The 12,396-nt window shown below is 58.2% G+C and carries 14 protein-coding genes; 6 read left to right on the top strand and 8 right to left on the bottom strand.

Annotated features, from left to right (window positions below; all coding sequences use genetic code 11):
• The first annotated feature begins 167 nt into the window (after positions 1-167).
• The 4 genes from MUN86_RS30925 (at position 168) to MUN86_RS30910 (ending at position 3,082) form a co-directional block, all read left to right on the top strand.
• A complete protein-coding gene (locus MUN86_RS30925) occupies positions 168-740 on the top strand; it encodes a Crp/Fnr family transcriptional regulator (protein WP_245127760.1) in 573 nt (190 codons plus the stop codon).
• Positions 741-842: 102 nt separating this feature from the next.
• Complete coding sequence (locus MUN86_RS30920; RefSeq protein ID WP_245127759.1) at positions 843-1,556, top strand: SDR family oxidoreductase; 714 nt, start codon at positions 843-845, stop codon at positions 1,554-1,556.
• A gap of 381 nt (positions 1,557-1,937) precedes the next feature.
• The gene (locus tag MUN86_RS30915) at positions 1,938-2,525 is read left to right on the top strand and encodes a Crp/Fnr family transcriptional regulator (protein ID WP_245127758.1); all 588 of its coding nucleotides are present in this window, start codon (positions 1,938-1,940) and stop codon (positions 2,523-2,525) included.
• Positions 2,526-2,605: 80 nt separating this feature from the next.
• Complete coding sequence (locus tag MUN86_RS30910) at positions 2,606-3,082, top strand: DUF1330 domain-containing protein (protein ID WP_245127757.1); 477 nt, start codon at positions 2,606-2,608, stop codon at positions 3,080-3,082.
• Between the two features lie 504 nt (positions 3,083-3,586).
• Here the strand turns inward: MUN86_RS30910 and MUN86_RS30905 are convergent.
• On the bottom strand, positions 3,587-3,730 hold the full coding sequence (locus MUN86_RS30905) for a hypothetical protein (protein ID WP_245127756.1): 144 nt from the start codon (positions 3,728-3,730) through the stop codon (positions 3,587-3,589).
• Positions 3,731-3,870: 140 nt separating this feature from the next.
• Positions 3,871-4,023 (bottom strand): hypothetical protein, encoded by a 153-nt coding sequence (locus MUN86_RS30900; protein WP_245127755.1) that lies wholly within the window; start codon positions 4,021-4,023, stop codon positions 3,871-3,873.
• A gap of 526 nt (positions 4,024-4,549) precedes the next feature.
• Between MUN86_RS30900 and MUN86_RS30895 the strand changes: the two genes are divergently transcribed.
• Positions 4,550-4,864, top strand: a complete 315-nt coding sequence (locus tag MUN86_RS30895) for a recombinase family protein (RefSeq protein ID WP_245127754.1) — start codon at positions 4,550-4,552, stop codon at positions 4,862-4,864.
• A 210-nt stretch (positions 4,865-5,074) separates the two neighbouring features.
• On the opposite strand, the gene MUN86_RS30890 is transcribed toward MUN86_RS30895, so the two are convergent.
• The 5 genes from MUN86_RS30890 to MUN86_RS30870 all read right to left on the bottom strand — a co-directional run bounded on the left by MUN86_RS30890 (position 5,075) and on the right by MUN86_RS30870 (position 10,193).
• Positions 5,075-6,439, bottom strand: coding sequence for a S41 family peptidase (locus MUN86_RS30890; protein WP_245127753.1), 1,365 nt, complete (start codon positions 6,437-6,439; stop codon positions 5,075-5,077).
• Entirely contained in the window at positions 6,385-7,155 is a 771-nt protein-coding gene (locus MUN86_RS30885; RefSeq protein ID WP_245127752.1) for a hypothetical protein, read from the bottom strand. Before MUN86_RS30885 ends, MUN86_RS30890 begins: the two co-directional genes overlap by 55 nt.
• The gene (locus tag MUN86_RS30880; protein ID WP_245127751.1) at positions 7,065-7,646 is read right to left on the bottom strand and encodes a carboxypeptidase-like regulatory domain-containing protein; all 582 of its coding nucleotides are present in this window, start codon (positions 7,644-7,646) and stop codon (positions 7,065-7,067) included. Before MUN86_RS30880 ends, MUN86_RS30885 begins: the two co-directional genes overlap by 91 nt.
• 475 nt (positions 7,647-8,121) lie before the next feature.
• A complete protein-coding gene (locus tag MUN86_RS30875; RefSeq protein WP_245127750.1) occupies positions 8,122-9,417 on the bottom strand; it encodes a Y-family DNA polymerase in 1,296 nt (431 codons plus the stop codon).
• A 230-nt stretch (positions 9,418-9,647) separates the two neighbouring features.
• A complete protein-coding gene (locus MUN86_RS30870) occupies positions 9,648-10,193 on the bottom strand; it encodes a hypothetical protein (RefSeq protein ID WP_245127749.1) in 546 nt (181 codons plus the stop codon).
• Between the two features lie 371 nt (positions 10,194-10,564).
• Here MUN86_RS30870 and MUN86_RS30865 point away from each other — a divergent pair, with 371 nt between their 5' ends.
• Complete coding sequence (locus tag MUN86_RS30865) at positions 10,565-10,786, top strand: hypothetical protein (RefSeq protein WP_245127748.1); 222 nt, start codon at positions 10,565-10,567, stop codon at positions 10,784-10,786.
• 211 nt (positions 10,787-10,997) lie between these two features.
• On the opposite strand, the gene MUN86_RS30860 is transcribed toward MUN86_RS30865, so the two are convergent.
• Positions 10,998-12,257, bottom strand: coding sequence for a replication initiation protein (locus MUN86_RS30860; protein ID WP_245127747.1), 1,260 nt, complete (start codon positions 12,255-12,257; stop codon positions 10,998-11,000).
• Positions 12,258-12,396: the final 139 nt, after the last annotated feature.

Here is a 12,396-nt window from a genome sequence, read left to right as displayed (position 1 = left end):
ACCGAGCCCAGGGTTCACCCGTTGCGGCAAAGACATTGCAATTACCAAGAGGGCTCCAGGCACGTTATTGTACAACATAGCGGCTTATACAAGCTGAGCACTATTAAACGTTTGTTTTACTTTTGACAAACGCCGTTTTTTTTGTTAAACCAACGCCTTTCCTGGTAATGCCTGCCTTGCTACTGCCCTACTTAGACCGCGTGGGCTTCATTCCGGAGGTTGACCGGGCGGTAATTGCCGCTGCGTGGCAAGTGCGCTCCTTAAAAGAGGGGGAGACGTTACTAACGGCCGGTGCCGTGTGCCACGAATTATATTTTGTGCAAGAGGGCGTATTACGTATCCAGGTGCAGCAAGCAAGTGGCAAGGAAGTGACTCACTTCTTTATGGCTGAAAACCGCTTTTGTACCATTTTGCACAGTTTTACCCACCAAATACCGGCGGCTGAGAGCATTCAGGCAGCCTGCGTGACGCAGGTGCTGGCCATTAGCAGAACGAATTTGGAGGCCCTATACCACCAGCTGCCCTATTTGCGAAACCTGATTATGGAGAGTATCCAACAGGGCTTGCTGGATAAGATTAGGCTCCGGAACTCCTACTTAGGGCAAGATTCAGCGGCGCGCTATCACCAGTTTTTACGCTGTCAGCCCGAAGTCGCACGGCGGGTTTCCCTCTCGGACGTGGCCTCCTATCTGGGAATTACACAGCAGTCGCTCAGTCGCATTCGTCGGGCGAGCAACTAGGCGCGCTTTTTACCAATTGGTAAATTAGCCTCGCTTTCTAAGGAGGACCTTTGTGGCGTACCAATAAAGCACACCATGATCACTCCCCTTATCTCTTCTGTCTTGGCTGGAACGCGTGTCGTAGTGCTAGGCGGCAGCGGCGGCCTGGGCCTGGCCACCGCCCAAGCGGCGGCGGCGGACGGCGCCCACGTCGTTATCGTTTCCAGCAACCAGGAGCGAATCAACCGAGCCCTTGCCGAACTGCCTGCCGGTAGCGAAGGCCACGCTGTCAACCTCACGGACGAAACGCAGGTAGAGCAGTTTTTCGCTCAACTCGGCGCGTTTGACCATCTGGTCTTTTCGGCTGGCGAAGCCTTGCAACTGAGTGAAGTGGCCAATACGACCTTGCAAGCCATGCGGCAGACATTTGAATTACGCTATTTCGGTACCCTGGCGGCAGTGAAATATGCAACCCCACATCTGCGGTCGGGCGGCTCCATTGTGCTCACCAGCGGCATTGCCAGCCTACGCCCCGGTAAGGGCTGGGCCGTCGCCGCCAGCATCTGCGGGGCCATAGAAGCGCTGACCCGCGCGCTGGCGGTGGAACTGGCCCCCATTCGGGTCAATGCGGTCGTGCCGGGTGTGGTGAAAACCGACATCTGGGCCAGCTTACCTGTGGCCGATCGGGAGGCCATGTACGCCGGCCTCGCGCAAACTCTGCCGGTGGGCAAGGTTGCCGAGGCAGGGGCTGTGGCCCAAACCTACCTCTATCTGCTGCGTCAGCCCTTCAATACAGGGCAAACCGTGGTGGTTGATGGCGGGGCAGTGCTCGTATAAACATCCAGTAAAAGAAAGACCAGCAAGAACCTATCAGGGTGTTGTTAAACAAATAAGGGAAGACTTCCGCCTTGGAGGTTTTCCCTTATTTGTTTAACAACACCCTTAGTTCATACCAGCCTTTCGTGTTGGCTTGTCTCGCTTCGACTTAGACTCCCTCCTACCTTCTTGTTTTCTTCTAAGGAGGAAAATTCTAGGGAGAAAACAAGTACCTGTTTAGTTTTCGGCATCCTATTATTTTATGATAAATGGTCCTTATCGATACCAAGGTAAAAAGCGAGTTGGCTTACTCAGTAGTCGGCAGTGATACCTATAGTGCTAGCGTGCCAGTTGTTCACCGATGAAACTCGTTCGTAAAGCCATCTTACACGTCATGCCCCTATGTATTCGCAAATACTAGCTAATGTTGCCCGCCATGTCATCCTAACGCCCGAGGAGGCCGCCCGCTTCACCCACCTGCTGGGCCCGCAACAGGTAGCGAGCGGTGAGCACGTACTGGTTGCAGGCGAGCGCGCTACCTGCCTCTGGTTCGTGGTGAGCGGCTGTGTCCGTACCTATGCTACCGATGCTCAGGGGCGAGAACACAACCTGGCCTTCTCCACCGAAGGGTGGTGGTGCACCGACTCGGCCAGCTTTTTCGAAGGCGGCCGGGCCACGCTGGCCCTGCAAGCCTTAGAAACGACCAGCCTGCTCTCGCTTAGCCTGCCCGACTTAGAGAATCTGTGCACCCAGGTGCCCAAGTTTGAGCGCTTCTTTCGGCTGCTTTCCCAAAAGGGCTACCAATTGCTCGAGCGCCGTCTGGTGGCGATGCTGCGCCTGACGGCCGAGGCGCGCTTTATCCGCTTCTATCGGCAATACCCCCGCCTGCTCAACCGCGTGGCGCAAAAGCATATTGCCGCGTACCTCGGCATCACGCCCGAGTTTTTGAGCATGTTGCGCCGCAAGCACACGCCGCCGGCGCGTTCTTAAAGTAGTTTAAGTAGGTTGAGAGGGCGGGAGACGTGCTTTGCTACCTCCTTTTACTGGCCCTCTTCAACCTGCTTCCTGCCATGCTGAACACCCCTCCCGACCTGCGCCTCGACGCCCTATTGACTGCCGCGGCTGCCTTGCCCGCCGAGCAGCCCGTCGTGATGCTCAATCTGCTGCGTTACCGCGACCAAGCCGCCTACGACGACCCCACCACCCAGCCGCCCCGTACCGGCCAGCAAGTGTATCAGGCGTATATTGACGCCTTTCTACAGTTCAACGACCCGGCCGAGTTCACCCTCGTCTTGCAGGGCTCCGCCCAGGCGCAACTGGCCGGATTACCCGGCGAACAGTGGGACGCCGTCGCAGTGGTTGAATACCGGAATCTAGGCGTTTTTCGCCGCTGGGTGGAAAGCGACTTTTACACTAGCCAGGTAGCGCCTATTCGCCCGGCGGCTTTGGCTGACTGGCGCCTGCTGCTGCTCACCCGTCCGAGTACCCAAGGTGCCGCTGACACGGGCTATCTGCGCGGTCTAATGGCACAAGAAACGAGTTATTGATTCTGCTCGCTGCTGGGCTAGCGAAAATAGCTTCGAGCGACCTGCTTTTCAAGTGACAACGGCTGGGGAGCGTCGTCGTCATGGCGGACGACGCTCCCCAGCCCTTTTTAGCCGAAAGCCAAACAATACGTACTCGCAAGCCCCAATGGCCCCGCTCGTCCCTGTGCTACCTGTAGAGTAGGGCTTGTCCCTCAAAGCCTATCGAGGTGTCGTTATGGCAGCTAGTGCTGTTTTACAACCAACGAGAACAGGTAGGTTTTTGGACCACATGGGTCTTTGCGAGTGAGTAATCTATTTCAGGACAAGGTACTCGGGCTAGGTGCTTCGTAAATCGAGCGTTTTCGTGGATGAACGTATCGCCTATAAGTACCCTGTCCCTAACAAGTTAGAACGGATTCACCTGTCCGATTTGGCCGTCTCCTAAATCAATGTCTCACGATCTGCTTGGTCGTTGACTTACTTGGAAGGCTAACAGAGTCGGAGTGCGCGCCAGCTGGGGTAGGATTAACTTATCTGATTCAACAAGCTAGGGCTGACTTCGTACGAATGCCACTTGTTTTCTTCGTCGGCCTTCGCCTTCTCGTTGCCTTCCCGAGCATTGCCCAACGACGCGTCACGTGGGTCGTTATCGTCGACACCATTCTTCAACCCGGCTGCCACTTCACCCCCGACTCCGTCGCCCGGAGGCTGGCCCGCATCATTTATTCAACAATAAATTAGCTCTATTGGGGAGTAGGACTGAAGCTGTATTATAGGCGATTACTAGGGGGTATATTTGAAGGGAACCCTTACGCTTTGTCTATGAAAACAGCGCTTATCTCCGCCTTGTCGATCAGTTTGCTGGTCTCCGCTACTGCGTGCGTCACGCAGACGGAGACGGTTATCGCCTCCCCGGCCACGAGACGCACGGCATACAGCGTGCCGGCGGCGGCGATCGCCAAGCCCGAGAAGTCTCCGCTGCCCGTCACCGATGCCAACGGGCACACGACCACTATCTCAACCGACTCCCTGCCCCGGCCCCCCGCAACTACTATCCCCCGGTCCGCAATTCGGCGCCCAACTCGCAGAAATCCGTGAAGCGCCGGGGCTATCTGCCCACCAAGGTCCGCACCTACAAGCCGACCCGGCTCCGGAAGAAGAAGTAGGGAGGTGATCTAGTAAAAACGGGCAGTTTGAGCATTAAGTGAAGGTTCAGAATATCATAGCTTTCGGGCCTACCACCGAGGCTAGCCCCCAACCTAGCGAACCGCACAAAAGGTAGGGCCAGAAAGTCGGGCCAAAAATAAACGACGGCTTCTCTTTGTAACCCTGGCTTTCTGACCCGTATGAACAAAACCTTCGGCTACGCCCGCGTCTCCACCGTTGACTAGACCCTGGACACGCAACTCGACATTCTGACCAAGGCCGAATGCGACCACATCTTCCAAGACAAAATCACGGGCATGAGCCTGCAAGGGCCCGCGCTCGATGAGTGGTGGGGTTGTGGCGCGAGGGGATACCGTGCTGGTGGCCCGCTTCTTCCACCTGGGTCGCAGCCGCGACCACGCCATTCACCTAGTTAATTCCTTCCACCAGCGCAGTATTCACTTCAAGGCCCTGGACCTGGGCCTTGACACCCCGACGCCGGCGGGCAAGTTCATGCGCTCCGTCTTCGCCTCACTGGCCGAGTACGCCCGCGAGAGCATCCTCAAGAAAACCAAAGCCAGCCAGCAATTGACTGCCGCTCAAGGCAAGCACACCGGCCGGCCCAAAGGGCTCGATGCGGAACATCTGGGAAAGTGAAAAAAGCGCTGCAGCAAGGACTGTCTGTGGCTGAAACGGTGAAACTGACCGATAGCAGTCTCTCCAGCGTCACGCGCGACCGCCAGTACTGGATGGCGGTCGCGTAGAACACTAGGCGCACCCCGAAGAGCTAGAGCAGCCGCCAAGTTGTACCACTGCTTACCTTCCTCCTGTGGGTAACTAAGTATTGATAAGCTAGTTACCACAAACTTATTGTTTCGCTTTTCGGAGCAGCTCATAACAAACTTGCAATTCTTTATCCCGGCTGGCTAAGAGGTCGGCTAGCTCGTAGCGCACGGGGTGCTCCGGGACGACGCCGTGCCCGGCCACCGCGCCCTGGGCGGAAACGGCCGACTCAAACCGAGCCAGCGGCAGCAGCAAACGAAGTTTGGAGTGGGGCAGCGTCAGTTGGGCCGTACCTAAGCTGGCGTTGCCATAATACCCCCCACCGACTTCTTCGCCGATAAATACCCCCCGCTGGTGGCTGCGGACGAGGGCGGCAAAATCGGCCGCCGCCGAAAACGTGCCGCCGTTGACGAGCACGTACACGGGGCCCCGAAACGCGTTGGGCTGGGGCGGTTGCAGGTGCAGGCCGGGGTGGTTGACGTACGCCAGGCCCGTTTTCGTGGGTTGAAGGCCGGTCAGGTAGCCCGGAATGGCTGTGAGCAAGGGGACACCCGCCACGGATAAGCGGTTCAGCAAGTCGCGGTCCGCGGTGGGGACCGTAATCCGCTGGTAGACTCGAAAAGGCTCGGTGGCCAGGTAAGAATAGAGCAGCGCCGCGTACTCGTCCCGGCCGCCTGCGTTGCCGCGCAGGTCGATTACGAGGCTCGTCAGCCGCTGGGTGGCCAGGGTGCGAAACGTCTGCTCGAGAAAAGCGGGAAACTCCTGGTCGGTCGCAAAGGAGGGAACCGTCAGCACCAAGGTGCGCAAGTCCTCGTCGGTTCGGGCCGTCGCGTACTTGCTCGCGGGGGCAGCCTGCTCCTGACCGGCCACGCGCATCGTGCGCAGAGGCGGCTGACCCGGCTCCCGAAAAGCGATGGTAAACGAGTCGGTCGCCTGCACGTGGCGGGCGAAGAGGGCGGCAAAATCGTGCTGCATGCGGAATTGCTTATAGGTCTGGTTGTGCCCGTCCGCCGGAATGACGGCCCGCAGCCGGGGCAACACGTCGCCGAGTTCGTGCCCGTTGATGGCGACTACGGTGGCGCCTTTCGGGATGCTTGCATAGGCCTGGCGCACCACTGCCTGCTCCCCGTTTAGCCCAAGCTCCAAGGGAAAGGGCTTGGCCACGCGGGCTTGGTGCTGCTCGGCGGCTTCGGACGGGTAAAGCTCGGTGTGCCCGCAATGAATCTGTTCAATCACGGGGCTGAGCAGTTGCAGCAACTCCGCCTCCGAGGCGGGCTTGGTCAGGTGCTTTTTCACGTCGGCGAACGCGCGGTCCAGGCTTGCCGGGTCGGTGTGCCAATACGGCGCCGGGTGCAGTTTCTGCAGGCTTTCCTGGGCATAGGTTGCGTCTTCGCTCAACTGGCGGGCGGTGTACGTTTGCTGCTGGCGCCCCCAAGCTCCGCGGCCCATTGTTCGTTTTTGCGCCGCAGCTGCTGAGCCAGGCCAGCCAACGCCGGGTCCAAGGGGAGATAGGTAAACGTTGCCCAGGTGGCGTCCCGGCTTTCGTATTCTTTGCGGATGAAGTTCTGCAGGGTCGGAAAGCGGCCCACCTCGGCGATGTCAATGCCGCCCACCGCCGGCGCCGTTTGGGTCGTGTCAATGTGCGTCACGACCCGCTCCGAATGCAGGCGCAGGGAGTCCAGCCGGCCTAGTGATTGCCCCAGTAACAGCAGAGCGGCGGAAAAGTGGGTGTCGATGACCACGCTACGCAGGTACCATTTGGGGCCCAGTTGCTGGTAGGTGGTGGTCCACTGGTCCTGCTGCACCCGCACTTGCTTCGGCGATTTGCTAATCGGTTGCCCGCCCCAGGTCTGGTGCGCCTGCAAAAAGCGCACCCCGTGCGGACTCACGCGGTGCGTGGCCTTCACCAAGGCGTCGGAGGCCGCATCGATATAGAGCGTGCCCTGGAGCAGGGGCTGGTGGATCTGAGGCTTTTGGTCGAAATCAATGACGTGCACTAGCTTGCCATCCAGCGTCATCGTCTGCCGCCAGTTGAAGGTATAATACCGGGCCAGGTCCCGGGCCTTTTTCAGCTTCACGCCCAAAAACCGGTGCGGGTCGGGGGCATCGATGCCGGAAACGGCCGTCCACCCGAAGGTGTAAAAGCCCCGCGCGCGGGATTCCATAGCGGCGCTTTGGCGCGCTTGTCCTCCAGGTAGCGGCCTTCGAGCACGGCAGTGGTTTGGGCCTGTGGGCGGCCGGTGGTGCGAAATGCGGCCTCCCAGAGTTGAATCACGTTTTGGTTGGCCCGGACGACTTCCCGTTGAAAGCCCTCCGCCTGGTAAGGCACCGCGGCGTAGTTCTGCGGCACTTTTTCCAAGCAGCGGGCCACCAGGTCCAGGGCCGTTACGGGCTGGACGACGACCTGCGGCAAGCGGATGGCTTCCGGCTCGAGGGCAATGGTGACTTGTGGCGGTCCGCTGGGGGACCACGCCACGGTAACCGACTGATATCCCAGGTAGGAAAAGACCAGCGATTGGCTGGCAGCGGGCGCCGGAATCCGAAACACAAACTCGCCGGCTTGGTTCGTGGTGGTGCCCCTGCTGCTCCCCACTAACTGAATCGACGCATAAGGCAAAGCGGCTCCGGTGACCTTGTCGGTAACTTTACCCGTCAAGGAAAGGAGAGATTGCGCCTCCGCTAGGCGGAAGGTCAGCAGCAGGAAGAGGAGCGGGAAAAGCTTCATGCCCGGAATACACCAAGGGTTGCAGTCGCCCTGAGGCTAACGGAAAGAGCAGCAAAAGAAGCAAGCGGTTGCATGAGTGGCGGTGCACAGTCCACGACCGGCCAAAAAGTAGGGCCAACGACTCATCCAGCTATGAGAATAGGGATGAGGAATTTCAAGCACCCGAATGCTTAGCGTAATTTTATCCCCTTCCTGCTACAAAGGCCGACACCCAGGGGCTCCTGGTCTGCTCCCCCTCTTTCTACCCTTTTGTGTCCGTCCGCTCCCCCCTCTCCCCTTACGTGTTTCATTCTAAGGAGCAACGTGTTTAGAATGAAACAAGTCTTCTTCCGCACCACGGCCCGGGCCGTGGCCGCTACTTACCGCTTGGGTTGCCCTGCTAAGCGGTCGGCGGGCCACTCCTTCCCTACCCGATCGTCCATAATTGCGCCCAGTCCGTGGTATAGGCCGGACTTTGGTAGGCGGCACGACTATCCCAGGCCGCGCGCTCGCCTTTGCGCACGAACGCGGCGGCAAAGTGAACGGCCCCGGCGCCGAAGCGTTCATTGAGCCGATCAAGGTCTTGCATTAACCGGTCACGGACTTCGCCCTTATTGGGGGAGGCAAACAGGTTGAGCTGTTGTTGACCGGCTGTTTCCAGCCCGTCGAACACGACCCCGGCTTTCTTGTAGACCGTGTCGGGCTGCCAGAGCCGTTTGAGGGCCGAGCGCACGTGGCGCAGCAGCTCGCTGGTGTCGCTGGTGGCGACGGGCAAGGTGACCACGGTCGAGAACGAATACGGTGGGGGCTCCACACTGAAGCGGTCCTTGCTCAGGAAGATCGAGAGCGTGTTGACGGCCGACCCTTGGCGGCGCAGCTTCTCGGCGGCGCGGGCGGTGAAGGCACTCACGGCACCTACCACATCGGGAAAGGCCGTTAGGGGCGTGCCAAAGGTGCGGCTGTAGGTAATCGACTGGCGCGAGAGCGTCCCGTCCTCCGAGGGCTGCAAGTGCTGGCATACTTTGCCTTGTAGCTCGCGCAGCAGCCGCACGCCCACCACGCCGCCCAGGAACTTGCGGGCCCAATTCTCCCGCTGCTCGGCGAGTTGCGCGGCGGTACGGATGCCTTGCGCATGGAGCTTGTCGGCGTATTGGCGCCCAATGCCCCACACGTCCTCGACCGGGGTGAGGGCCAAGGCCTTGTGTCGTTTCTGCTCGGTGTCCAGATAACAGACCCCGTTTAGTTTGGGGTACTTCTTGGCTAAGCGGTTGGCCAGCTTGGCCAGCGTCTTGGTGGGGGCGATGCCCACGCAGGTGGGTATCTTGGTACGGCGGTGCACTTGGGTCCGGATCTCCGCCCCTAGGGTCGCCAGGTCGGGGTGCAGGTAACGGTCCAGGCCGTGCAAGTCCAGAAAACACTCATCGATGCTGTAGATCTCGAGGGCCGGCGCGACCGAGGCCAGGTAGTGCATGACCCGGCGCGACATGTCCCCGTAGAGGGCGTAGTTAGAGGAGAACACCCGCACCTGGTGCTGCTCGAGCAGGGGCTTGACCTGGAAGTAGGGCTCGCCCATCTGCAAACCCAGGGCCTTGGCTTCGGCCGAGCGCGAAATCAAACACCCATCGTTGTTGCTGAGCACGACGACGGGTACCTGCCGCAGCGAGGGGTTGAAGGCGCGCTCACAACTCACGTAGAAGTTGTTGCAATCCACTAGCGCGAACATGGCCTCACCAGGTTAGGAAGAAAACCCTGCACCGAGCATAGCAACAGCTTTTTACATATTATGATGTAATACACGGCAATTATATACTTGATTTACGGCAAGTATACGCGCTTATATGCAATATAGTTTGTAATTTATGTAAATATTGATAAATATCGACGCCTTATACTGTACCTATTGCGTCAACTCGCCCACATTGATGGTCGCAGCGTACGATTCTCGCTCGCTGGCTAGGGCCTGGCGATGATCGTGTTCTGATCGTGGGTTAAGCGCCATTTACCGCCCTCTTTGACTAGCACATACGTTTTGCGCTGCTGCTCGTCGGTATGCCGCCGCCCGTCGGGCGCGGTGTAGGGACTTAGCCTGTGGACGGCGTCGGCCACGGCGACGGCGGGGACAGAAAGCGCACCCGCAGCGAGTCCAGGCGCATACTCACCCCGCGCAGAAAGCCCTGATGCACGGCGCGCACCTCGGCCAGCACGGCCGCGCGGCCCCGGGTGATGCCGCCCCGGGGTTGATATGTTCCCACTCGGGGTGGTATAGGCGGCCGCCTGTACGAAGCGCCCGTCGTTGAAATCCTGCTCGAACCAGCGCACCACCTGCTCGACCGCTTGCCGATCCTGCCGGGTTTGGCCCAGGCTTGGGAAGACCAGGCCGTAAGCTGTCAGAAGTAGTACCAGAAATTTCATGCGGGGCAAGAACTGCGAAAGGAAAGGAACCAGCACGCCGCTCACCTGCGCAGCCGACCAGACGAGCCGCGCGAAGAGCGTTACCACTGTAAATATAAAGTATAGTAAATATACTGTAAATGGGGGGGGCGTTCACCCTCGGTCGCTGGGCAGCACGGGCTTAACGATGCACTCCAGCGCACAGGAAAGCGAGCTATCCCCGCTGGAAACTCTTCTCGTTGCGGAGGCTTTTTCTAAGCTGACAAGGAACGACTGACTCCAGAGCGCGCTCTTTGCTCGTACGGGTCGGCAGCCCACAGCTGCTCCTTCAACTACCTGGTAACTTTGTTGGGGGCCGCCCCGCCCCACTCCGTAACTTAACTCCCCTCACCCTGGCGAGGCGGCCTTCCCGCTCTTAGCAGCGGAAAAAAGCAGGTTTTCTCGCTAGACAGCCCAGAAACCGCTAAATTTGAGTTGTGATGGAAACGAATCCTGTGGTTACCGGCGCCGCTTTTGCCGCCCTGGTCGGCCGTTTGCGTGGCGAACAGCCCGCGAGCTACGTGTACCTGCACACCAACATTGTCACCGACCGCTACTTTCTGCTGGGGAAGAAAAGCAAGTGCTGGCCGAAACCGACTACGATACGGCCGCCTTTTACACGCTGGCCTTTCGGGCTCAGGTGGCCACGATCGAGGGGATGATTTTCACGTGATCTTGGCCCTAAAGGACCTCGAGGACACGAGCGGGGTGCGCGACGCTGAATTCGCCCTCGAGATTATGAAGTATATTTCCACTCCCTTGCCGCGGAAGCCCGGGACAAGAGGAACAAAAAATAGAGTGATACTTTCCGGTAGTCGCGCCCACCGACAGCAGGTCGCCGCTGTTACCATTGCTGAGCCAAGACCGCTGCCTTCAGTGTTTAACCAGCCACTCGACCCCGGCTCGTTGTTCGATAACGAAGCCTTCGTTTAGATACAATCGCTGGAGATGTTGCTCGAACGTTTCCTCCCCTATCATCTTTTTCAGAAAAGGACCCGGGTTCTGATACATCTGCTCGACTTCTGACAAGGGCATGGCAACTTCTTCCAGGGTTTCTATTGCCGGCACAACCACGGGACGAGTTGCTACCTTGGTTTGGCTTTCTAAGTACTCTGCCAGCAAATACTTGTCGACTAACGCTTTGTAAATGGCGCCGGCCGGCTTCTTCACTTTGCCTAAGCGCAGCAGTTTGGTGATGCGAGCCAACACGAAATCCACATACCCGAGAGGATACTCGCCCGCTTGTAATTGCTTGCTAATTTGCTGCACGCTGCGTTTGCTTACGCCCGCTTTTAAAAGTTCCTGATGCCAAGCCGGGACACCAGCATACTCGACATGTTCAACTTTCTCGGTATGCTGAACATTTTCTAAAGCTTCCGAACTCTCAATTAATTCCGTATCATCGGTAATTTCGCGATCCTGGGGTTTGCCGGAGAGTTCAATCAAAAACCGAATCTTCTGCACGATCTGGTTCTGCCGCTCTAACTCAAACGTAAAGGGCATGTCGGTGGCGGCTAATTCGCTTTGCGCCTTATCTAGCACCCGGGCTTTGAAATTAGAGAACCGGGGATATTCATTCTCGGCAATATCGAGCATAAACCGGAGTTGCTCTAAGCTGAGGGTGCGCTGACCGAAATCCGCGTATTCTTTCAGCAGCCAATAGATGCGTAGCGCGTAGGGACTCTTCAATTTCCGCAGTTCTGCCAGAGCTGCCGTGGTGAAGTTGCCACTCTCCCGCAACTGCAACAAGTAAGGCATGATACTCGGGTTAAATGATGCTAGTACCCCACCCCGGTCTCCCTGGTACTCGACCGTATCCATCAGGGAGATAAACTTGTAGTTAGGACGCTTGCGCCGGCGCCGCGTACCGGGCTCCAATTCCTCGATGTAGAGGGTGAAGGAAGTTAGCTTTTCGCAAACTTCTTCCAGCAACTGGTACGATGATCCGCCCCGATCGGTGAACCCGATCTCGGAGAACGGAACGAAGTGTTCCCGAAAATCAGTGTCCTCAAATTCTATGCGTGCCAAGAGGGCCAGAAACAGCCGCATCTGCAGGGGCACGAAGCTGAAGCGGGCGTTGATGAGCGCATTGTGCTGCGTGACAATCTTATCGGCTTTCTCGGGCTTGTTCATCGTGACGTCATTTTTGTAGCAACCTGTCTTTACTCACGTCATTTTTGTAGCAACCTGACGTCAATTCTGTAGCAACCTGACGTCATTCTTGTAGCAACCTGGAAAAGGTGACGTCAATCTTGTTACACCCTGACGTCAT

Source organism: Hymenobacter volaticus (assembly GCF_022921055.1).
In the GTDB taxonomy this organism is placed as follows: domain Bacteria; phylum Bacteroidota; class Bacteroidia; order Cytophagales; family Hymenobacteraceae; genus Hymenobacter; species Hymenobacter volaticus.
This window is presented reverse-complemented; position numbering and strand designations above follow the sequence as displayed.

Bases quoted from the DNA above. Each gene is read 5' to 3' on its own strand.
- MUN86_RS30925 (WP_245127760.1), top strand. From the start codon at position 168: ATGCCTGCCTTGCTACTGCCCTACTTAGACCGCGTGGGCTTCATTCCG.
- MUN86_RS30915 (WP_245127758.1), top strand. From the start codon at position 1,938: ATGTATTCGCAAATACTAGCTAATGTTGCCCGCCATGTCATCCTAACG.
- MUN86_RS30910 (WP_245127757.1), top strand. From the start codon at position 2,606: ATGCTGAACACCCCTCCCGACCTGCGCCTCGACGCCCTATTGACTGCC.
- MUN86_RS30895 (WP_245127754.1), top strand. From the start codon at position 4,550: ATGAGTGGTGGGGTTGTGGCGCGAGGGGATACCGTGCTGGTGGCCCGC.
- MUN86_RS30890 (WP_245127753.1), bottom strand. From the start codon at position 6,439: ATGGGCCGCGGAGCTTGGGGGCGCCAGCAGCAAACGTACACCGCCCGC.
- MUN86_RS30885 (WP_245127752.1), bottom strand. From the start codon at position 7,155: ATGGAATCCCGCGCGCGGGGCTTTTACACCTTCGGGTGGACGGCCGTT.
- MUN86_RS30875 (WP_245127750.1), bottom strand. From the start codon at position 9,417: ATGTTCGCGCTAGTGGATTGCAACAACTTCTACGTGAGTTGTGAGCGC.
- MUN86_RS30865 (WP_245127748.1), top strand. From the start codon at position 10,565: ATGGAAACGAATCCTGTGGTTACCGGCGCCGCTTTTGCCGCCCTGGTC.
- MUN86_RS30860 (WP_245127747.1), bottom strand. From the start codon at position 12,257: ATGAACAAGCCCGAGAAAGCCGATAAGATTGTCACGCAGCACAATGCG.